Below are 21,084 nucleotides of genomic sequence, written 5' to 3' on the forward strand. Positions count from 1 at the left end.
CCACCGAGGTCGACGACAGCGACCCACAGCGCTCGGCCGCTACGAAACGGCGGCAGTGGCGCCGGTACCAGGAGCTGACGCTGCAGCTCGCCGACGTCGCGGACGGGGTGATCGCGGCCGGGCTGCGGTGGGGTGGCAAGCCCGGCAAGCAGTTGAAGGCCGCGTACCAGGATCTGCGCGTTGCCGTCGAGGGCGCGTACCCCGCCGATGGCGGGGAACCGGTCAGGACGATGCTCGACGGCATCAAGGAGGCGGGGCTCACCCCGACGGTGACGACGGACTACAAGCGGTGGAAACCGCTGCACTGGATCCTGGCCGTACCGGATGTCATGGAGCGGGGCGGGTTCGATGCGGTAGTTGGGAACCCGCCGTTCTTGGGTGGAACCAAGATCTCTGGGGCGGCGGGGGGCAACTTCCTCGATTGGCTCAGAAACGTTCTCGCGGAAGGGAATGGAGGCGGCGGACGCGCTGACATAGTGGCCTACTTCCTCCTTCGAGCTGTGGCCCTCCTGACACGACGGGGAAGCATCGGACTAATTGCAACTAACACAATCGCTCAGGGGGACACGAGAGAGATCGGCCTCGATCGCCTCGCGGCCGACGGAATTACCATCACGCGGTCAATTCAAAGCCGCCCCTGGCCTGCAGTCAGCGCCAACCTGGAATACGCGGCGTTTTGGGGTGGTCGGGGGCCTGTAGCTGCCGAGGTGCCTCGGATCGCCGACGATATCGTGGTCAAGAAGATTTCCACTCTTCTGGAGCCCGAAGGGCGCGTTGAAGGGCTATCGAAGAGGCTGCCGGAGAACCAGGGAGTCACTTTCGAGGGTTGCAAGCCTTATGGTGTCGGCTTCGTACTTACGCCCGAAGAGGCCGCGCAGTGGATCGAGGCAGATCCGAAGAACGCCGAGGTTTTGTCCCCTTACTTGACCGGAGAAGACCTCAACTCCCGCTCGGATAGTTCACCGTCACGATGGGTGATCGACTTTAACGATCGATCCGAGTCGCAGGCACAAGAATACGCATTGCCATTCCAGCGGGTTCTTGAGACTGTGAAACCGGAGCGAGCCAAGAAGCCGAAAGCGGTTCGTGAGGCGCCTTGGTGGCGCTTCTTGCGAACGCGTCCCGCGATGCGGAAGGCAATCGCCGATGCCGGCCTAGAAGACGTGCTGGTCATCGCGCGGGTCAGTAAGACTGTGATGCCATCACGCATGCAGGCGGACATCATCCCGAGCGAGCAAGTCGTAGTGTTCGCCAAAAACTCCTACGCGGTTCAGGCAGTGTTGTCTTCGTCGCTCCATCAGACCTGGGCCATCAAGTACGGGTCAGGCATGAGGAACGACCCTCGGTACACGCCGTCAGACGTATTCGAAACGTTCCCTCTTCCAAGCTTCACGGATGAACTCACCGATGCTGGCCGAACCCTCGACACCAAGCGCCGCGAGATCATGCTCCGCCGAGACCTCGGCCTCACCAAGCTATACAACCTGGTCAACGACCCCGGCATTACCGACTCAGCCGACCTCGACGTAGCCCGCATCCGCGAGATCCACGTCGACCTCGACCAAGCCGTCATGGCGGCTTACGGCTGGGACGTCCCCCTGGAGCACGGCTTTCACACCTACCGCCAGATGCAACGCTGGACGGTGAGTCCTGCCGCCCGGGTGGAGGTCCTCGACCGTCTCCTCGAGGAGAACCACCGCCGCGCCGCCTCGCAGGGCGTTGTCGTACCCATCGGCGACAATGAGGCCACTGAGGAAGAGGAGGGCGACGAGTGACCACCCCCCGGCGCGACGGCACCCAGCCCGCAGCGGGATCCGGCGGCCCCCAGGCCCTGGCCTACCGTCTCGCCCTCGAACCCGACGAACGTTCCTGGACGGCCCGCGAGAACCTGGTCGACATCCTGGAGCGTGAGCTCCTCGGACCGGCCAACGGCCCGGACGAGATCCTCGACGGGGTCCCTGACTCGGCGTACCTGATCGGCCGGATCGCTCCCGTGCGCCTCACCGCCGGCCAGGGCGACCCTGGCGAAGCCGGATCGGACGACGCCGCGACCGACGTGGGTGACGCTGTGGACGCCGCCGAGAGCCGGGGCGTTCCGCTCACCGCCGTCGACGACAGCAGCGCGAGCTCGGACGAGGACGAGGTCGAGGACCAGCCGCAGAAGCGTGGGCTGATGATCCCGGCGTCGATGGGGCTGCGCTTCCAGATCCCTGACGATCTCGACGAGTTCACGGTGACCGCCTCGTGGGGCACGTACGAGCCGGTGAAGGAGAAGCGTGGCGCGGGCACCGAAGACGGCGGAGACGAGGGCACGGCACCCGCTCCGGCTCTCCGTCGTTTTCAGCGCACCCCGCACACTATTGCGAAGGCGATCAAGGTTGCCGACCTGAAGCCGTCCCGTACGACCGAGATCGTGCTCAAGGACAAGATCCTTCTTCGGGTGGATCGTTACGACGACTCCGAGCGTGGCTGTCGGCTGATTGAGGTGGCGTTGTGCAATGACCGGGAGACACCTCGCAAGATCCCGGTCGAGGCGTGGCTGTACCAGACCAAGCTGTCGATATCGGCCGGTGGCGTTGAGGTGTTCCTGCCGGTCAATGACGTACTCCTCGACACGCGCGAGGAGCCGGACGACGAACTGCGGCGACTGCGGCTTCAGTACCGCAACCGTCTGGAGTTCGCCCATGGCCGGACCTGCTCGGTGGACTGGGAGGTAGCCGAGAGAGCACGCAGGGCCAGCGAGGTCTGGACGACGTGGTTGCCGGTGAGCGAGACACCGCAGACGGCCGCCGAGGAGATCGGCGCGGCCCTGCTGGACATGCGCCGGCTCCAGGAGGCGTCGACCGACGAACTGCGTACGGGTCTTGAGCCGATCCTCGCGGGCTACACGGCCTGGCTGGACGGCGAGGAGCAGCGGGCCAAGGCTCTCCCGGAGCATCTGCGGTCCGAGGGTCTGGACGCGGTCACCGAGGCGCGCCGGGTGCAACGCCAGCTTGAGGAGGGTCTAAAGCATCTCCTCGGGGACGAGGAGGCGTTGCGCTGCTTCCGGTTCATGAACCGGGTGATGGCTGATCAGCGTGTGCAGTCCCAGGTCGCGGAGCGGCGGGCGAGTCAGCCGGAGGAGAGCATCGACGAGGCTCGCGAGGCGATCCTCGAGGAGAAGGGAGCCTTGGCGCATTCGTGGCGTACCTTCCAGCTCGCCTTCGTGCTCATGCAGTTGCCGTTGCTGTCCGACCCGGCGGCCGAGAAGCGGTCGGGGGATCTGGCCAAGGCGCAGCTGCTGTTCTTCCCGACCGGTGGTGGCAAGACGGAGGCGTATCTGGGTCTGGCCGCGTACACGTTCGCGATCCGGCGGCGCCAAGGCGTCGTGGATGCCTTTGAGGGGCCATTGGACGGACGGCCCGGAGTGGCCGTTCTCATGCGGTACACGTTGCGTCTGCTCACCGCCCAGCAGTTCCAGCGCGCCACCGCCCTGGTGTGCGCAGCGGAGATGGCGCGGCGCGATGATATGGCGACCTGGGGAGACGAGCCGTTCCGGATCGGGCTGTGGGTCGGTACCGATGTGAGCCCGAAGCGGTATGACGAGGCTGCCGAGCAGTTGCAGAAGGCCCACGGGGGCCGCGGGTATCGACTGACGGTGCTGCAGATCCAGCGCTGCCCGTGGTGCGGGACGCGGGTCGAGGCGCGGGATGTGCGCACGGAGCCCGCGCTGCGTCGGGTGTACGTGTACTGCGGTGACGAGCTGGCCGAGTGCCCATTCTCTGACGGCGGTGAGGTCCCCGACGGGCTGCCGGTCCTTACGGTCGACGAGGAGATCTACCGGCTCGCGCCGGCGTTCGTCATCGCCACAGTGGACAAGTTCGCCCGTCTGGCGCGGGAGGGCGAGGCGGCCTCGCTCTTCGGGCATGTCTCACGACGTTGCGAGCGGCACGGCTTCGTGCACCCCGACTATCAGCAGTGCGATATCAAGGACGGCAGCAAGCACCCCCAGAAGGACGGCCATCCGGCCGCTCCCGTGCACCCGGCCACCCGGCTCCGGCCCCCGGATCTGGTCATCCAGGACGAGCTTCACCTGATTACGGGAGCCCTTGGCACCACGGTGGGCCTGTTTGAGGTGGCCATCGACGTGATGACCGACTGGCGTACGAAGGACGGGCGCCCGGTTCGTCCGCTCCTTGTCGCCTCCACCGCCACCGCACGCAACGCGTCCGACCAGGTACGTGCGTTGTACGGGCGGGACGTCACCATCTTCCCGCCGCAGGTCCTGGACGCCGGGAACACCTTCTTTTCCAAGGAGATCCCGGTCTCCGAGGACAAGCCGGGTCGCCGGTACGTCGGGATCAGCACGACCGGGGTGCGCTTGACCACGGCGGAGATCCGGGTTGCCGAGGTCCTCATGGCCGGCGGGCAACTGCTTCTTGACCGCTCCGGCAGCGTGGCCGATCCGTACATGAGCCTGGTCGGCTACTTCAGCGCTACCCGTGAATTGGCCGGCATGGCACGGTATATGAGCGACGACATCCAGACCGCGCTCGCCAAGGGCCGCCCCTGGTCGAAGCTGCCCCGCCGCACGGGTACCAACTACGGGTCGCTACACGTCGCCGAGTTGACGTCACGTGTGGCCAGCGCCGACATCACCGCGACCCTCGACCAGATGGCTGTGTCGTTCGATCCAGATTTCGACTCCACCGCGGGCAAGCGAAACCGGCGCGCGTTGCGGGAGGCGAAGAAGCCTGAGCCCACGCGCGAGGTGAACCCGTACGACGTGGTCCTTGCGACCTCCATGCTGCAGGTGGGCGTCGACGTGACCCGGCTGGGTCTGATGCTCGTAGTCGGGCAGCCGAAGAACACGGCCGAGTACATCCAGGCGTCTTCCCGGGTCGGCCGGGCCGCAGACCGGCCGGGCCTGGTCCTCGCGCTGGGGAACTGGGCGCGGCCCAGGGACCTCGCCCACTTCGAGCAGTTCCGCCACTATCACGAGACGTTCTATGCCCAGGTTGAGGCACTGTCCGTGACCCCGTTCTCGGTGACCTCGCTGGAACGCGGCCTGGACGGTGTGCTGGTCAGCGCGGCGAGGGTTTTGCAGGCCGCAAAGTCCGGCCAAGGCCAAGGGTTGTCCCCGGAGGACGGCGCGGCCCGTATCGAGGTCGAGCAGCACTTCGCCGGTGAGCTCATCGACGCCCTCGTGCGGCGGATTGCACGGGCCGGTGACGAGGACGCGGCCAACCGCGCCCGCCTGCGCTTGGAGAACCGGCTCGACCAGTGGGGCAAGCGGCGCAAGCACCTCGTGGAGCTGCGTAAGTCACTGGTGTACGAGAGGGTACTGGACGACAGTCGGCACGATGCGCTGATGATGAGCGCGGAGAACGCGAAGGCGGGCCTTGACACACGGGACGCACCGCCGTTCATCGTGGCGAACTCGATGCGTGAGGTCCAGCCGGAGATCAACTTGCTGGTGAGCCCAATCAAGGAACGACTGGTGTACCGAGCACCTGACTATGCCCCGAAGTGGCAGATGCCGGAGGAGAATTCGTGAGTGACGAGACGCGGTTCGTCTACGACGTCGCTCACGCCGTCGACCCGCTGGGCGATCTGGAGCAGGAGGCGGAGAAGGCCACCAAGCACAACCGCGCCAAGGTCGGCTCAGCCCGCCCCTCCTCCCTGCTTTACACCTACGGTCCCGGCGCGATCATGGACTTGCCACAGTTCACGATCATGCCCACTGGCTTGGACGAGTGGGACCGCATCTGGCAGCGGCGTGACTCCGCTCCTCCCCAGATCCACGCTCCACGGCTGCGTGACGTGGTCCGGATGATGCTGCGCTCCCCCGACGTGCAGCTGCGGCCGTATCCCTGGCAGCCGAAGAAGCACAGCCGGTCCGCCGAGGGCAACGACCTCGGCGTCCCGTCCCGGGTCTTCCCGCAGTGGCTACGGTGCACTGGCTGCGACATGCTCGGGTTGCTCACCCAGTTCGACTACCGCAATACGCATCCCTTCCGCACCGACCTGGCCGTCTTCGAACATGCCAAGTGCACGGGGCGCGCGGGTGGCCGCACCCGCAAGCCGATGCGGCGCACCGCCATCCCGGCCCGTTATCTGCTGGCCTGCGTCGACGGGCACCTGGACGAGTTCCCGTACGACCTGTGGGTGCACCGCGGGCAGCCATGCAGCAAGGCAGAACTGCCCGCCCTGAAGATGGTCGACCGGACGGCCGGGAAGGGTGCCTCGGCCGTCATCCAGTGCGCATCCTGCGACTTGCGGCGCCCGATGAACGAGGCACAGGGCGAGGCCGGCAAGGCGAAACTGCCGAAGTGTCGCGGACGTCACCCGCACCTGGACGCCTTCGAGCCCAGGGGATGCGGCAACGACACCCGGCTGATGCTCGTCGGGGCCTCCAACCTGTGGTTCCCGGCCACCCAGTCGATCATCGTCATGCCGGAGTCCCAGGAAGAAAAAGCCAGTGACCTGGCCGACCGGGTCCGCACCGCGCTCGGCGACAAGCTCGCCAAGTACCGCGCCAACCTCGACCTGATCAGGGACCTGCTCGGGATGGACGGCGGCGTAGACGTAACCGGCCTGTCGGACCACGACCTGGAACAAATCCTTCAGGCCGCCTCCGCACCCACCGACACTCCGGAGGAGCAGGAAGAGAAGCTGCGCGACTGGGATCCGGTCGACCTTCTCGTCCCTGAATGGCGTTACTTGCTGCGCGACATCGTCGGCACCCGCGTCGAGGACCCCAAGAGCGGCCTCACCCTCGCCACCCGCGAGCGAGGCGACACCCTGCAGCCGGAGATCACCCGCGTCCTCGCGGTCGAGCGTCTCCGCAAGGTGAATGCCCTGGTCGGCTTCACCCGCATTGATGACATGGACCGCGTCGGCGACCTCCCGCGCCGCCTGGCCCCACTGACCCGTACACCACGACCGGCCTGGACCGTAGCAACCGAGGACCGGGGCGAAGGCATCTTCCTCCAGCTCGACGAGAACGCAGTCGCCGCATGGGAAAAACGCGTCCTCGACACCGACATGTGGAAGTTCCACCGCGAGGCACACGTCAGAAACTTCAGGCGCCGCTTCTCCGACACCGCCGACCAGGTCGACCCCGACACCCGCCTGAAGCCCCCGCGCTACTGGCTCGTCCACACCTTCGCCCACGTCCTGATCCGCGAACTCGCTCTCACCTGTGGCTACTCGGCGGCAAGTCTCAGCGAACGCCTCTACGCCTGGCCCGCCGCGGAGGGCCGAGACCCGTCGGCCGGCCTTCTGATCTGCACAACCGCCTCCGACAGCGACGGCACCCTCGGCGGCCTCGTCCAACTCAGCGAGCCTTCCCGCCTCCAAAGGGTCGTCGACAGCGCGCTACGCAAGGCCGCCCGATGCTCCTCCGACCCCATCTGCTCGAAGCGCGCCCCGCAGGACCCCGAGGACTTCCTCCACGGTGCCGCCTGCCATTGCTGTGTCATGGCCTCGGAGACCTCCTGCGAGCGCGCCAACCGTTTCCTCGACCGCCGCTTCCTCCTCGACCTGCCCGGCAGCAACCTCGGGTTCTTCCAGGTCCATGAGTGAGGCGGACGCGCCACGACGCCTCGGCCAACTCCTCACCGGGACCGAGGCCAAAGGCATAGCGGACCGGCTCGCCGACGGTGACACCCTCACCGCGGCGCTCAAGGTCGTCGCGGTCGGCCAGCGGGCAGAGGTCCGACGCCTTCTGGAGGCGGTTGCCAGCGGCACCGGGCCAAGGCACCAACAAGTCCTGGCCCTGCGCGCAATCGAGGGGGCACGGGCTCTGCCGACCACTTTGTCACCGCTCTGGACCATGCCCGGACACCTCGTCCAGAGCGGGCCGCTCACCACCTCGGTGACCCGCCTCGTGGACAGCGCACGCCACGCAATCACGTGCTCAACCTTCAACTTCCAACGGAGTTCAGCGCTTTGGAAGTCATTACGAGAAGCCGCACAGCGTGACGACATCGCCGTCCGCGTCTATATGGACGCCCGGGCCGCGGACGGCGTCGGACAGCAACGGTCCCCGACGACTGCAGAAGTCGCTGCGCACCTAGCGCCGGCCGAGGTCTGGCGAACCAAGCAGTTCGACGGCACATACGTCCGCAACCACGCCAAGTTCCTCGCCATCGATCACCACCTTCTCCTGGTGACCAGCGCGAACTTCTCCTGGAGCGCGGAGAACAACAACGTCGAGTTCGGCGTCCTCATCGACAACCCGAACCTTGCCGAAGCCGTCGAGCGCGAGCTGCGCGAGGCGGAGGGCGCCCTGTACGAACGGATTTCCTGACATCTCGCAGAGCGGCCTTCCGGAGCCTCTCTGTGAGAACCAGGCGTCGCCTACCCACCCGAGCTGCATCGCCAACAAACAACGGTGCCCTCGCCGGACACTGCACGCCGTCGTAGCCTGCTGTGCGCAGACGCCCCGCCGCTGTTTTCCGGCGGGCGTCGCCTCAAATGCAGCAGCAGTGCGCCCGGCCAGCAGATGAGGAGGCCGGGCGCTTCGCTTCTGCCATTGAACGACGGGGGTCGCCGCGCCGTCTCACTCAGTGGCGAGACACGCAGCCAGTGCCCCGCGTTCTCCAAGCAGTATCCTGAGCGACGAGACCGGATCCGGTGTAGCGGTGATGGCGGTGACCTCCGTATCGCTGATCCGGATGGTCGGGAGCCAGTCGTGCACGGGCGGCGGCAGATCCGCCAGTGCGTCCCTGAAGGCGCGTTGTGCGGTCGGCCCGACTAGTGTGCGTTGCTAGGTGTGCGAGCAGCCCGTCGTGGACCCGGCCACCGACTGCAACGACGGCGGTCCGCACTCGTAGTGCGCATGGAAGTGCAAGCGCATAGAGCGCGGCCTTGCAGGCCCTCCGCCCGCGACGGACTGGCCCGACGTTCGCTGGTGGATTCGGACGTCAGGCAACGGGAAGCGCGGCGGCAGCAGCAGCGATCTTGGCGGCGACGGCGTCGAGCGACGTCTCCTTCGTGCTCAGCCCGGAGTGCGACGCGAGCATGGGGCTGACGTCATAGAGCTCGTCGAAGGTCACCCCGTGCGTCACGGGCACGACGCGGTTCGTGCCGAGCAGGACGGCGAGCTCCTTCTCGGCGATCCCCTCGTTCTTGATGCTCTCGAGCAGGGCTGGCGTGACCAGCACGATGCCGATCCGGGAGTTACGAAGCCCTTTATCGATCTCCCGCATCTGCAGCGAGCCCAACGGGAGGTCTTCCTCGCTGAACCACACCGTCGCACCGCTCATCTTCAGGTGACCGTAGAGCTCCTTCGCACTGCCCTCGCGGTCGTTCCAGGCGTGGCAGAGGAAGAGGTCTCGCTTGTCCGGGTGTACCTGTGCCTGTACCGCAGCCTTGTCGGCGTAGGGCTCGACCGCCCGCCACTCGGTCGGGGTGTACGACACCGTCCTGCCGGACCTGGTGCGCCGCGAGGTGCCGCCGCCATACGACCCGCCGGACGACCGACCGCCACCGCCGTAGGAGGGTCCGGACGAATACGACGGGGTGTGCGACCTCCGTCCCCAGGTGCTGCACGCCGGGCAGTTCGCTGCCCCACTCGCGGTGCGGTGGCCTCGGGAGGGTGCTGTGCATTGCGCCATGCGCCCATGATAAAGCGAGCCACCGACACAGTGTCGTGGTTTGTTGAACGGCCGGCAGCAGCATGTCCAGGGCCGTCGCGGGCGTGGTTCGTCGGGGGTGCGACGTACGCTCGTTGGCCAACGCGGAAGGACTCAGGATGACGGATCCCGCGCTCGACCAGATCGCCGCCGCGCAGGCCGACGCGCGCAACATGACGAAGACGCCGTTCGGCTCCGACAGACCGACGTCGGGCACCAGCCCGGTCATCGAGGGCTACCTGGTGCGGTTACCGCTCGACAACAGGTGGGCGCACCCGCGCGGGGTGCCATTGCAGCCGATGTTCCTACTGATGCCGACCGACCTGTGGCGCTGCCGTGACTGCGTCGCAGCGTACGCCATCAACCACAGCTGACCGACGTCGAGGAGAACACCTGCGACAACTGCCGCAGGCACTTCCCGGGGCAGGGTGCGAGCTTCACACCATTCGTGTTCCGGCAGGATCTACTGATGCTCCACGGGTCCGACTGCGACGAGTGCATCGCCAGTCACGAGCCCCGCTAATCTCTTCCGGAACATCTGATCTGCACGATCCGGCGGCCCCGCATTGAGCGTCACCAGCCCTCGGCGTCACATCGTCACTCGCAGCTTTGACGCCACCTGACCTGCCCGATGCACACCTGACACCCCATCAGAACGAGCGTCAAATGAGCGTCACGAGCGTCATTTCAGCGTCAAGATATCGCCCGTAACGCCCACACCGCACATAATGCGCACGGGCAAAACCGCAGGTCAGGAGCCCTTTGCAACCGGTTCGAGGATGGCGACGCACTCCACATGATGCGCCATCGGAAAGATGTCGGCCCGAACAGGAACCAGAAAACCGCACGTAAGCAGCGCTTTCTGGCCCGCATCCCTTTCTTGAGGGAGCCCTGAGCGCCAAAAGAGCGTCACAGCCGACGCCTTGTCGCGGGCGGGCGGGCGCACCGCACGGACTGGGCGACTCCCAGGTGGTCCTCGGTGATCTCGCGGACAGCGCTGCGCCGCGCCACATCCAGGCCCGGATGTCGTCGACCGCGCTGAGCGCAGCTTCACGGCCGAGTTCCCGGGTGTCTACAGGCCGGCGGCCATGATCGCTTCATTGGACGCTTGATGCTCACGCGGCAGTACCGGCCCTGGTCTCGCGGCGTACGGCGTCGGCCGCAGTGTCGGCGCACCCCGCTCTCGCCGAGGGTGCGATCGGACCCATGCAGCGCCGCTTGGCGGCCTCCTTGGTGATGGCGAGGCCTGCGGGGTCCGCATAGACGTTCGTCCGCTTCAAGACATGCACCAAAGAAGACGTATTTACCAGACTGGGCAAGACCGCCCAAAGCCCGTCCTCCGCGAGAATGGTGTCAGATGGAGCCGCCCCCTCCGGACAGCAACATGATCGACAAAACCGGCACACCATCATCCAGGCCGACCGTGGATGCGGCATCGTGCATTCCAGGGGCGCGGTTCAGCGACCGGTGTAGAGGAATCGCAGGTATCGCACGAGGGAGAGCCTGCGCCGGTGAGCCTCAGCTGTCTCGGCAGCAGAGCTCAGCGCCGCATGGCGCGCACTGTTCTGCTGGAGCGTAACCGCGCGCCGGCTGAACTCCTGCCGCTGTCGGCGGGCCCGCTCGCCGGCCAGGGTGTTCTCCCGGGTGAGCCGTGTCTGGCCGTCCGCCAACTCCTGCTGTGCCTTCGTCCGCGAGGCTTCAGCTGCCGCGTCCACGGAGCGCAGCTCAGCGGTGAGGCGGGTGCGCCGGGCCTCGATGCCCTGGTCGATCGACTGCCGTTCCTGTGCGGTGAGCGTGGTGGGCTGATCGGCTTCGGCAATGGCGACCAGTTGCCTGCGCCAGACATCGAGCGCGATGGCCTTGGCCTCACCGATGCCCTGGACGTCGATGCGGCGGCCGTTGCTGAGCACCAGTTCGGCACCGACGCTGTTGTAGTGCGCATTGTGCACGGTTCGGTATCCGGTGAAGTCGGCTGCGGTACGGACTCCCGCTGCCGCAAGTCGCGCGGCCAGTTTCGGGCCGATGCCGTACGGCGGATTCCGGGTGATCAGCTGTCGTCCGAGACGGTCCCGCACGTAGGCGGACTGCCGAGCGGCAAGCGCCGTTCGTAACGCTTGCCCTCGCTCCGCCGAAAGCCCGGCGATCTTCTTGTCCAGCTCGTGCCGCTTTCGGATCCTCCGCTTCTCGATCTGCTGGAGCTCGACCTGGTGGCTCGCGGTGAGCTTGCTCTGTGCTCGTGGGTGGTCCGCGGTGCGCTTCGTCTCTGCGGCGTCGAACTTCGCCCGGTCCTTGCGTAGCTTCCCCTCGGCCTTGACTGCGTCGTCGAGCTGGTCCCGTTCCGCTGTGAGCCCGGAGAGAACGGCCCGTGCCTGAGCCCACTCCGCGCGGCGGGCCCGCCCGAACACCGAGAACGCGGCGGCGGCGAGCACCGGGACTGCCGGACCGAACGGGGCTGTCGAGAGGCCCACGAAAAGAGCCAGTACGGTCACCGCCACCATCAGGGGCCAGACGACGGCTACGGCGACATCCAGTGGCGTCCTGACCTGAAATCTGTCCGGTGGGGCGACCGAGGGCGCGGGCTGCGGGGGCGACACCGCAGAGGTGACGTGTCCCGCCACCCAGCCGGGTAGGCCGCCCGCACCCGGGGCGTCGGCCCCACTGCGAGCAGTGGTGTCCGTGATCACCGTTGCGGCTGGGCGCTGCCTGGGCACGGCCAGGGTGAGCGGCGGCAGCATATCCAGGGGCTGGCAGGCCAGGGTCCGCACCTGGTCGGCGAGTCCGCTCACCATACGGTCGGGATGAGTGAGCAGTGTCTGCAGTCGTGCGGACCCGGCCGAGCTCATGAAATCGTCCTCGGTGAGCAGGAGGAACTCGCCGCTGGGTTCGTGCAATCGGGGCCACAGGGCCGGTTCGGAGGCAATCGCCTTCAACGAGAGGAAGATGACCCAGGTGGAGAACCGGTCAAGATCTACTCCGAAGTCGTCGTTCCCCCGCAGGGGTGACTGATAGTTCCGGTGCCCTCGCTCGGTCCCGCCCAGGCCGGCCAGTGCCGGGACATACATGCCGTCGTAGTCGACCAGCCGCAAGGTGTCGTCGCCCGCCACTAGCAGGTTGCCGTGCTGCAGATCGCCATGGGCGATCTGGTGGTCTGCCAGGTCCCGGGTCAGGTCCTCGAAACGGTCGGCCAGGCGATCGACGGCGATCCGGTCCGCATGGTTGTCATCGAGCCAAGAGGACAGGTCGACGCCCCCCCACCGAGATCACCGTCATCTTCGGCGTACAGGTCGGCCAGGACCTCAAACTAGGCATCGTGAACGGCAGCGGCCAGGCCCACTTGACGGTGACAGCCACGTGGCGCCCGGACGGGGCGGACGGCGGGGCGGCGAGCTGAGGCAGAAGCCACGGCAACTACGCCGCCCTCACCCCTCGTTCGAAGTCCGAGGTGACGTTGGGATCTGCGGACGCCGGGGGTTGCGCCATCTCTAGGCTCCTGCAAGTATTCCTTGGCACGAGCAAGGAGCTGGTATGCGGAGGATGAATGGCGACCACATGCTGCGGGCTGCCTCGGCGCTCGCCAATCCGCATCGGATGCGTGTCGTCGCGGCACTCTCAGGCAAGCGCAGCTACGTGAGCGAGTTGGCCCGCGAGCTCGGCATCAGCCGCGCCCTGCTGCAGGTGCACCTCCGCAAGTTGGAGGCGGCTGAACTGGTTACGGCTGAACTACAGCTTTCGGAGGACGGGAAAGCAATGAAGTACTACGAGGTGACCCGATTCGCGGTCCTCCTCAGCCCGGAGACCATCGCGGACGCCGCCCAGACCCTCACGCTGCCTCGTGATGGATCACAGTCCGGACGAAAGGAGTCATCCGATGGATGACGAGTATCAGTGGCAGGCCGTAGCCGCGATCATCGGCGTCTTCATCCTGGTCACGTCCGTGATCGTGGTCCTCATATGGATGCGCACGACGACTACCCGGGCCAAGGCGCTCCTGTCCCGCGAGTCGGACTACCGGGACCTGTCCGAGGAAGGCGCGAAGACGCAGCAGACGGTGCTACGCCAACTGGAAACTGTCAATGCACGGCTGGAGGACATGCAGAACCGCCTGGACGGGGTTGAACGCATCCTCAAAGAGACCGAATAGACCTCGACGCACCACCGCAGAACGACCCCGGGCCGACGAGCGGCAACTCGTCGGCCCAGGTATGGAAGGCGCTCCATCTCGCCAGTAGGCGAGTTCTCGCAGGTAAACACCCTCTGAGGAAGGACAACACGTCATGCCGGGCATTGGCAAGCCACGTCCCGACGAGGCGGTCGACGGCCCCCGGGGCACCTTCGTCGAACGCATCAACGCATGGTCAGTACGACATCGCAAGACGGCTGTCGCGGGCTGGTTCGCGCTGGTCCTCGCCGCGATACTGGCCGGCGGCATGGTATCGGGCCCCGAAGCCCTGACGAGTGACCCAGGGGAATCGGGACGGGCCCAGGAAGTGCTGCGATCGCAGCAGACCGACGAGCCCGTCCAAGAGAACGTGCTGATCCAGCCGCGCGAGGCCGACAGCCGGACCCGGTTCTCCTCGGCCGAGATCCAGGCGGCGGTCACCGACATGGTGCAGACGTTGGAACGCGAGTCCGCGTCGGTCGCCGACGTTCGCTCGCCTCTGGACGAAGGCAACGACAGCCTCCTCTCCGAGGACGGCCGCTCCGGACTCGTGACCTTCGAGGTCTCCGGTCCTGACGAGGAGTTGGGCCTGCACTCCGAAACGGCGTGGAAGGCCATCAACGCCGTCCAGGACCGCCATGAGAACGTCTGGGTCGGCGAGGCCGGCGACATGAGTACGCGGACCGCGGTGGACAACGCCTACGACGACGACTTCCAGCGTTCCGAGGTCATCTCGCTGCCGCTGACGCTGGTCATCCTGCTCATCGTGTTCGGCGCGTTGATCGCGGCGAGTGTCCCGCTGCTGCTCTCGATCACCGCGGTGCTCTCCGCCCTCGGCTTCCTCCAGGCACTCGGCCACGTGATCCCCATCAACAGCACCGTCTCCTCCGTGGTGCTCCTGATCGGCATGGCCGTCGGCGTCGACTACTCCCTGTTCTACCTGCGCCGCGAGCGTGAGGAGCGGCAGCGGGGCCGCAGCTCCCAGGAAGCCCTCAAGGTCACCTCCCGCACCTCCGGGCACGCCGTCGTTCTCTCCGGCGTCACCGTGATGCTCTGTCTTTCCGGCCTGTACCTGACCGGCATGGACGTCTTCCGCGGGCTGGCCGTCGGCACCAGCATCGTCGTCGGCCTGACGGTGATCGGCTCCATGACCGTGCTCCCGGCTCTCCTGTCCCTACTGGGCCACCGCGTGGACAAGGGCCGGATCCCCTGGCTGGGCCGCCGGCGGACCGCCGCGGCGGAGTCACGGGTGTGGGGCACGGTGGCCCGGGCCGTGGTACGTCGTCCGTTGGCGTGGGGCGGCGCCGCGTTGCTCGCGCTGCTGGCGGTCGCGCTCCCCGCCCTTGACATGCGCCTCCAGGACCCGTCCGTCACGGACAGCCTGCCGCACTCCCATGTCGCCGTCGAGACGGTGGCCCGTATGGACAAGGCCTTCCCCGGTGATCCGTCACCGGCTCGGCTCGTCGTCTGGGGCGACAACGTGGGCGGCTCCGCCGTGCGCCAGGCGGTCGACTCACTGCGCGAGCGGGCGGCCGACACCGACGGGCAGATCAGCACCTCCATCACGAGCGCCGCGGTGGGTGACGCACTCGTGGTCAAGGTACCGCTGGCCGGTTCGGGCACCGACGACACCTCGAACGCCGCTCTGGAAACCCTCCGCCAAGACCTCCTGCCGGCGACTCTCGGCAAGGTCGACGGCATCGAGTACGCGGTGAACGGTCAGACGGCCCAGCCGTACGACTTCACCAGGACGCTGAAGGACACCACGCCCATCGTCTTCACGTTCGTACTCGCCGTGGCCTTCATCCTCCTGCTCGTCTCCTTCCGCTCGCTGGCCGTTCCGGTCATCTCGATCGTCCTCAACCTGCTGTCGATCACTGCCGCCTACGGTGCCGTCACCTGGGTCTTCCAGGACGGTCACTTCAGTTCACTCCTGGACTTCACCCCGTACGGCGGAGTGACCAGCTGGCTGCCACTGTTCATGTTCGTGCTGCTCTTCGGCCTGAGCATGGACTACCACATCTTCATCCTGAGCCGGATCCGTGAAAGGCGGCGGGCAGGTGAGGAGCCGACGGCCGCCGTCGTCAGCGGTATCGCCACGAGCGCCGGCGTGGTGAGCAGCGCGGCTGTCATCATGGTCGCCGTCTTCAGCATCTTCGTCACGCTGTCGGCCATCGAGTACAAGATGCTCGGCGTCGGGATGTCCATGGCGATCATCATCGATGCCACCATCGTGCGGGGTGTGCTGCTTCCCGCGATCATGGCCCTGCTGGGCCAGAAGACCTGGGCCCTCCCGCGGTGGCTGCACTGGCTCCCGGGCGGCAAGGCAGAAGCGGCGGCCCCGGAGCAGATCCGCGCTCCCGAGCCCGAGGAGCCCTCGATCGTGGGCGGCTCGGTGAGGACGCGTCCATGAGTACGCAGACCTTGACGACGTGCCGGGCGGGGCAGCAACTCCCCTGAGGGACGACGACCATTCCGGGATTCTTCTACGATCTCAGCCGCCACGGCTGAACAGCGAGGGAGGCATCAGTGGGCTTTTCCGTCGCGACCCTCCACGACCACCTGGCCGCACAGCCTGTGGGGCTCCTGGCGCTGCTGCTGTGCGCTGCCATGGTCGGGGAGACGTTGATCTTCGTAGGACTCATGGTGCCGGGCGACTCTCTCACCGTGCTGTCCGGCACCCTCTCGACGGATCCACGCAGTTTCCTGTACGTCGTGGCGGCGGCCACCCTCGGGTCGGTCATCGGCGAGGCGGCCGGCTACGGAATCGGTCGACGTCTCGGTCGTCGCCTCTCGGATTCCCTCTGCAGCCGGATCTCAAAGCCGCGGCACTGGCAGCGGGCCAAGGCATTCATCGGCGAAGGGCGACGATGGCAAGGGCTCGTGTGGATCCGGTTCGTCCCGGTGGCACACACGCTGGCACCACTGGCGGCTGGCGCGTCCGGCAAGTCATTCCGGTGGTTCCTCAGCTGGTCGGTGGCGAGCTCGCTGCTCTGGTCTACCCTCTACACCGGGCTGGGTGCCGCGGCCCGGGCCTCCTCCGAGCGCGCGGCACCCTGGATGCTGTTCGTCACACTGCTGGTTCCTGTGGTGGCGATCAGCGGCGCGGCCATCCACCGGATGGTACGGCGACGCGGCACGACGTGTGCGAGTTCGCCGCCCTGCCCCGGCCGGCCGGGATCGTCAAGGCACAGATGGTGCGGGCATCAGGAGATCGACATTTCCTCTGAGCACAGCAAGGTAGGTGTTGTTGAGTGTGTCCCCGGGAGCCACGCCCAGTTCGTCGGCGAGATAGCGGCGAGCCGCGTGGAACATGTCGATCGCCTCGCTCTGCCGGTCACAGCGGTAGAGGGAGATCATGAGCTGGGAACGGAGCTTCTCGCGGGTCGGGTACTCCGAAACGAGGGCCGTCAGTTCCGGGATGATGCTCCGATGCCGGCCGAGGCCGAGGTCAGCCTCGATCCTGCTCTCGTGAGCCGCGTTCCTGAGCTCGTCAAGCCTGGGTCTCGCGGCATCCTCGAGGTAGCTCGTCACGTTGGTGAGCGCGGACCCTCGCCACAGACTGAGGGCGCGCCGCAGGGACTCAGCAGCCGACGCATAGTCTCCGCGGGCCAGTTCGCCCTGGCCGATCCGGCAGAGTTCCTCGAACTCCACGACGTCCAGCCGGGACCCGTTCATTCTGAGCAGGTACCCCGACCCCTTCCGCTCCACTTGAACATCGTGGCCGAGCGCCTTCCGCAGCCTGGAGATGTACGTGTAGATCTGGGCGCTTCGGGTGGCCGGAGGCTGCGCACCCCACAGTAAGTAGCTCATGCGGTCACTGGCGACAAGCCTCTCCCTGGCGAGGAGGAGCGACGCAAGGACGGTGGAGATCTTCGATCCGGAAATGATCACTTCGCAGTCACGATCGCTCGCCTGCACTGGACCGAGGAGCTGGAATTCCACTTTCTCTCCCTGAGATCAATGGCGCGCCTCGGGGCTTGGCGTGGGTCGCAGGCATGAAGGGTTTGGGCGTCGGCATCATCACGACTCGCCCACTCCCGGTCCGGACAGCACACCGACGACACGATCGGCGTAGCTTGAAAACACGCCGTCGAGGAACCATCGAAAAGCCCCACTAGCAGCGTGTACGAATCCCCCGCGCTTCCGGCTTTGCCAAAAACCTACGAGACGTTCGACGATATCCGCCCAAACTCTCGCTTCAAATCGAACACCGAAAGTGTAACGGCGCCCAGACCGCACCGTCAACACAAAACAAATTCAAACTATCAAGGTGACAGCCCCTTTCACCCCACCCTTCCGATGGCCACGCACGAGATCGTGACACGGTCTTCGAGCGCACGCTGCTCGGTATATCCGGACATAGGGAACGCATGCGTCTTCATCAGAATAATCCCGTTTGAAGAGACAAATTTGAAGAAGTCGTCCGGGGTGTTCCACAAGTAGATGTGATCCGGAGCCGGACTATTCACAGGAACATTGATGAAGATCTCGGCCCCCGGCCGCATGACGCCGGCAAGGGAGCGCAGCACCTCTGCCGGATTGTCCACGTGCTCCAGCAGTTCGCTGGCCACGACACGGTCGAACCCGACGTTCCCGAGCACTCCGTCCTGAATATCGTGCAACGCGAGATCTACGCCGCTCACGCCCATTTCGGCAAGATTCCTCCGCGTGTACTGGAGGCTTCCGGGGCTGATGTCCCAGCCGGTGAGCGCCTGAGTGGCATGCCGGGCGGCAAGGGCCAGGAACAGGCCATGCCCCGGGCCGACCTCCAGGATCCGGCTCCCCGAATCGCAGCGGGACAGGAAATCGCGTACGTACATCTGGGAGACGTCGGCATGGTTGCGCCACAGGACCTGGGAAAGCAAAAGGCCCCGGTGATAGTGATGGATGTCGTCGGAATCGTAGAACCCCGACTCCTCCACTTCACGGACCGATGCATGGCGATAGCAACCGTGTCTGCGAAAGTACAACTCCTCGTCGAGAAGCCTTCGGCACACCCAGCGATAACTGGCCACTACGGCGGCTATCTCCGGCTCCACCAGCTTCCATACGAGGCTCGCGATCTCCTCCGTGTCGCGCAGCGAACGCGAGTCGAGGCCCGCCAGGCTGCCCGTCAGAAATTTCTCATGCTCGGGCCACAGATCGACGACATGCGAAATAATCTTGGCGAGGGCCGGAGCGTCCTGCGCGACGGCCAATTCGGCAGCGGCCGGCATCTCAGACGGCCCCTATCCGGCCCGAAGCGGAATCCTGCGACTCCAGTTGCAACACAAAATCTGTGAGCGCATCGATGGTGGGGTATTCCCAGGGGACATTGGCGTCCAGCTCATGACCGACTCGTTCTTCGATTTGAACGAGCAAAGAGGTGGCCCCGATGGAATCAAGGCCGTACGACGACATCGGCTCGGCCGGCTTGATGTCCTCGGGTGCCATGCGCACATGGGCGGCGACACACTCGGCCAGCCAGGCAGCCAGTGTCTCTCGTGCCAGGCGGTCGGCGGGGGCGGTCATTTCGTCTCCTCGGATTGTCGGACGGGGCGGCGTAGCTGCCGCTCGGCGGCGGCCATCAGCCTTGCCAGACCGGGGCTAGCTCACCGGCCAGATAGCGGCGGCGCATCTCACCGCGCCGCACCTTTCCGCTGGTGGTGCGGGCGACGGAACCGGGTCTGAGCAGGATGACGGTGCTCTCCGTGCCGAACTCGCGGGCGACGGTCAGCTTCATCGCCGTGCCCAGTGCCTGAAGCAGGTCGGCGTCGCTCCCGCGCACCTCGTGCGCCACCACCACGTGCTCGTCCCCCGGTTCGGCTTCCGAGGGGGACACCCCGAAGGCCGCGCCGACCTGGCCGAGTTCAGGGTGCTGGGTGCGAAGTTCGTGCTCGATGTCATGGGGGTACAGATTGCGGCCGCGCACGATGAGCAGGTCCTTGATGCGCCCGCTCACAAAGACGTCCCGGTCCACGACGATCCCGAGATCACCGGTGCGCAGCCACCCTCCGTCACCGTCCGCGAGGGCGGCGTCGAACGTCGTCCGGGACGCTTCCTTCCGCTGCCAGTACCCCGGCGAGACGCTGGGGCCCCGCAGCCAGATCTCGCCAAGGCCATCCGGGGGCACCGTCCGCCTCGTGACCGGATCGACGACGCGCACCTCGTAGCTCTCCGCGGGGCCGCACCCGACCAGGTTGCGCGCCGGACGTCCCAGCCGGGCCGGCGCGAACTCGCCCTGTTCGAGCAGTTCCGCGTCGACACTGCGCACGACGGGCCGCCGGCCGGAGACGCCGCTCACATAGACCACGGTTTCGGCCATGCCGTAGCTCGGGCCCAACGACGTCTCCTGGAAGCCGTGGTCGGCGAAGCGTTTCGCGAAGGCCGTGAGGACCGACGCCTGTATCGGCTCCGAGCCGTTGCCCGCGTACTCCCAACGCGAAAGGTCGAGGCCCTCCACCTGCTTGTCCGTGATCTTGCGCTGACACAGGTCGTAGGCGAAGTTGGGCGCATGGGACACCTGGATGCCGAAGGTGTCGATCATGCGCAGCCAGAGGTGGGGCCGCCGCACGAACGTCATCGGTTGCATCAGGTAGGAGCTGCCACCGGCCATGAGTGCGGGCAGCAGTTGTGCGCTCAGTCCCATGTCGTGGTATAGGGGGAGCCAGCCGCCGGAGCGGTAGCCGGGCCGCTGTCCCATGCCCCGCAGGTAGGACGCGCCGTTGTGCAGCATGTTGCCGTTGGTGATCATGACGCCCTTGGCGTCGCCGGTGGACCCCGAGGTGTATTGAAGGAGCACGACCGTGCCGTGGTCCGTCTCCACCGCGTCACCGGCTTCCAGGACTCCGGAGCCCTGATCCGCGACGTCCGTCGCCACCACTCGGAGCTGGTCGAGACGCTCCTCGGCGCGCCAGTCCAGTACCGCCTCGTAAGCTGACGAATCAGTCAGCACGGTCCGTACGTCGGCGTCTGTCGCGATGGCTCTGAGACGGCGCCGCTGCTGGCGGTACTGTCCGGGCTCCGGTGCGGGTACGGCGATGACACCCGCGTACAGGCAGCCGATGAAGGCGGCTACGAACGACAGCCCCACCGGGTACAGCAACAGGACCCGGTCACCCGGGCTGTTCCGGTGTCGCAGCCGGGCGGCCACCGCACGAGCCTCCTCGTCCAGCTTGCCGTACGTCCATGAACTGACGCCGTCGGGGCCGTCGAGGTGTGCGACATGGGCGACTGCCCGCTCCTCACGGTTCTCACGGACGCGCCGGCGCAGAAGCGCCGCGACACTCGTCGCCGTGGTCAGCTCATCCACGAATCCACTCC

At 66.5% G+C, this 21,084-nt stretch carries 16 protein-coding genes and 1 pseudogene; 10 read left to right on the forward strand and 7 right to left on the reverse strand.

The genetic code is table 11. The annotated features are described in order from the left end of the window. Positions 1-329 precede the first annotated feature (329 nt). The 4 genes from ACRAKF_RS06395 to drmC are packed head-to-tail and all read left to right on the forward strand — an operon-like array spanning position 330 to position 8,293. Positions 330-1,775: a type IIL restriction-modification enzyme MmeI gene (locus ACRAKF_RS06395; protein ID WP_447035903.1), complete on the forward strand. Its 1,446-nt coding sequence runs from the start codon at positions 330-332 to the stop codon at positions 1,773-1,775. Next, positions 1,772-5,536: a DISARM system helicase DrmA gene (drmA, locus tag ACRAKF_RS06400; protein ID WP_447035904.1), complete on the forward strand. Its 3,765-nt coding sequence runs from the start codon at positions 1,772-1,774 to the stop codon at positions 5,534-5,536. Before ACRAKF_RS06395 ends, drmA begins: the two co-directional genes overlap by 4 nt. Next, positions 5,533-7,566, forward strand: coding sequence for a DrmB family protein (gene drmB / locus ACRAKF_RS06405; protein WP_447035905.1), 2,034 nt, complete (start codon positions 5,533-5,535; stop codon positions 7,564-7,566). The genes drmA and drmB overlap by 4 nt, the downstream gene beginning before the upstream one ends. Next, the gene (gene drmC / locus ACRAKF_RS06410) at positions 7,559-8,293 is read left to right on the forward strand and encodes a DISARM system phospholipase D-like protein DrmC (protein ID WP_020273718.1); all 735 of its coding nucleotides are present in this window, start codon (positions 7,559-7,561) and stop codon (positions 8,291-8,293) included. The genes drmB and drmC overlap by 8 nt, the downstream gene beginning before the upstream one ends. A 616-nt stretch (positions 8,294-8,909) precedes the next feature. On the opposite strand, the gene ACRAKF_RS06415 is transcribed toward drmC, so the two are convergent. Continuing rightward, positions 8,910-9,407: a toll/interleukin-1 receptor domain-containing protein gene (locus ACRAKF_RS06415; protein ID WP_447035906.1), complete on the reverse strand. Its 498-nt coding sequence runs from the start codon at positions 9,405-9,407 to the stop codon at positions 8,910-8,912. Positions 9,408-9,739: 332 nt separating this feature from the next. Between ACRAKF_RS06415 and ACRAKF_RS06420 the strand changes: the two genes are divergently transcribed. After that, the gene (locus ACRAKF_RS06420; RefSeq protein WP_447035907.1) at positions 9,740-9,994 is read left to right on the forward strand and encodes a hypothetical protein; all 255 of its coding nucleotides are present in this window, start codon (positions 9,740-9,742) and stop codon (positions 9,992-9,994) included. A 741-nt stretch (positions 9,995-10,735) separates the two neighbouring features. On the opposite strand, the gene ACRAKF_RS06425 is transcribed toward ACRAKF_RS06420, so the two are convergent. Together ACRAKF_RS06425 and ACRAKF_RS06430 are read right to left on the reverse strand one after the other, a co-directional pair. Then, positions 10,736-10,900 (reverse strand): hypothetical protein, encoded by a 165-nt coding sequence (locus ACRAKF_RS06425; protein WP_447035908.1) that lies wholly within the window; start codon positions 10,898-10,900, stop codon positions 10,736-10,738. 177 nt (positions 10,901-11,077) lie between these two features. Continuing rightward, positions 11,078-12,724, reverse strand: coding sequence for a hypothetical protein (locus tag ACRAKF_RS06430; protein ID WP_447042305.1), 1,647 nt, complete (start codon positions 12,722-12,724; stop codon positions 11,078-11,080). On the opposite strand from ACRAKF_RS06430, the gene ACRAKF_RS06435 reads away from it, so the two are divergent. The 5 genes and pseudogenes from ACRAKF_RS06435 to ACRAKF_RS06455 form a co-directional block, all read left to right on the forward strand. Continuing rightward, positions 12,667-13,011 (forward strand): CU044_2847 family protein, encoded by a 345-nt coding sequence (locus tag ACRAKF_RS06435; RefSeq protein WP_447035909.1) that lies wholly within the window; start codon positions 12,667-12,669, stop codon positions 13,009-13,011. The genes ACRAKF_RS06430 and ACRAKF_RS06435 overlap by 58 nt on opposite strands. A 143-nt stretch (positions 13,012-13,154) precedes the next feature. After that, positions 13,155-13,496, forward strand: coding sequence for an ArsR/SmtB family transcription factor (locus ACRAKF_RS06440; protein WP_447035910.1), 342 nt, complete (start codon positions 13,155-13,157; stop codon positions 13,494-13,496). Then, the gene (locus ACRAKF_RS06445) at positions 13,489-13,761 is read left to right on the forward strand and encodes a hypothetical protein (protein ID WP_447035911.1); all 273 of its coding nucleotides are present in this window, start codon (positions 13,489-13,491) and stop codon (positions 13,759-13,761) included. The genes ACRAKF_RS06440 and ACRAKF_RS06445 overlap by 8 nt, the downstream gene beginning before the upstream one ends. A gap of 133 nt (positions 13,762-13,894) precedes the next feature. Then, the gene (locus ACRAKF_RS06450; protein WP_447035912.1) at positions 13,895-16,192 is read left to right on the forward strand and encodes an MMPL family transporter; all 2,298 of its coding nucleotides are present in this window, start codon (positions 13,895-13,897) and stop codon (positions 16,190-16,192) included. A 230-nt stretch (positions 16,193-16,422) separates the two neighbouring features. Beyond that, a pseudogene (locus ACRAKF_RS06455) lies at positions 16,423-16,791 on the forward strand (DedA family protein); the annotation flags it as partial. Between the two features lie 171 nt (positions 16,792-16,962). On the opposite strand, the gene ACRAKF_RS06460 reads toward ACRAKF_RS06455, so the two are convergent. The 4 genes from ACRAKF_RS06460 to ACRAKF_RS06475 form a co-directional block, all read right to left on the reverse strand. Next, positions 16,963-17,724 carry an AfsR/SARP family transcriptional regulator gene (locus tag ACRAKF_RS06460; RefSeq protein ID WP_447035913.1) on the reverse strand — a complete coding sequence of 254 codons (762 nt, stop codon included), beginning with the start codon at positions 17,722-17,724 and terminating at the stop codon, positions 16,963-16,965. A gap of 341 nt (positions 17,725-18,065) precedes the next feature. Then, positions 18,066-18,998 carry a class I SAM-dependent methyltransferase gene (locus ACRAKF_RS06465; RefSeq protein ID WP_447035914.1) on the reverse strand — a complete coding sequence of 311 codons (933 nt, stop codon included), beginning with the start codon at positions 18,996-18,998 and terminating at the stop codon, positions 18,066-18,068. A gap of 1 nt (position 18,999) precedes the next feature. Next, on the reverse strand, positions 19,000-19,293 hold the full coding sequence (locus tag ACRAKF_RS06470; RefSeq protein ID WP_447035916.1) for an acyl carrier protein: 294 nt from the start codon (positions 19,291-19,293) through the stop codon (positions 19,000-19,002). A 55-nt stretch (positions 19,294-19,348) separates the two neighbouring features. Beyond that, positions 19,349-21,073, reverse strand: a complete 1,725-nt coding sequence (locus tag ACRAKF_RS06475; protein WP_447035918.1) for a fatty acyl-AMP ligase — start codon at positions 21,071-21,073, stop codon at positions 19,349-19,351. Positions 21,074-21,084: the final 11 nt, after the last annotated feature.

It is taken from the genome of Streptomyces sp. DSM 118878, assembly GCF_052936595.1.

Coding starts and splice junctions, on each gene's coding strand:
- ACRAKF_RS06395 (WP_447035903.1), top strand. CDS start 330: ATGGAGCGGGGCGGGTTCGATGCGGTAGTTGGGAACCCGCCGTTCTTG.
- drmC (WP_020273718.1), top strand. CDS start 7,559: ATGAGTGAGGCGGACGCGCCACGACGCCTCGGCCAACTCCTCACCGGG.
- ACRAKF_RS06420 (WP_447035907.1), top strand. CDS start 9,740: ATGACGGATCCCGCGCTCGACCAGATCGCCGCCGCGCAGGCCGACGCG.
- ACRAKF_RS06440 (WP_447035910.1), top strand. CDS start 13,155: ATGAATGGCGACCACATGCTGCGGGCTGCCTCGGCGCTCGCCAATCCG.
- ACRAKF_RS06445 (WP_447035911.1), top strand. CDS start 13,489: ATGGATGACGAGTATCAGTGGCAGGCCGTAGCCGCGATCATCGGCGTC.
- ACRAKF_RS06450 (WP_447035912.1), top strand. CDS start 13,895: ATGCCGGGCATTGGCAAGCCACGTCCCGACGAGGCGGTCGACGGCCCC.
- ACRAKF_RS06465 (WP_447035914.1), bottom strand. CDS start 18,998: ATGCCGGCCGCTGCCGAATTGGCCGTCGCGCAGGACGCTCCGGCCCTC.
- ACRAKF_RS06470 (WP_447035916.1), bottom strand. CDS start 19,293: ATGACCGCCCCCGCCGACCGCCTGGCACGAGAGACACTGGCTGCCTGG.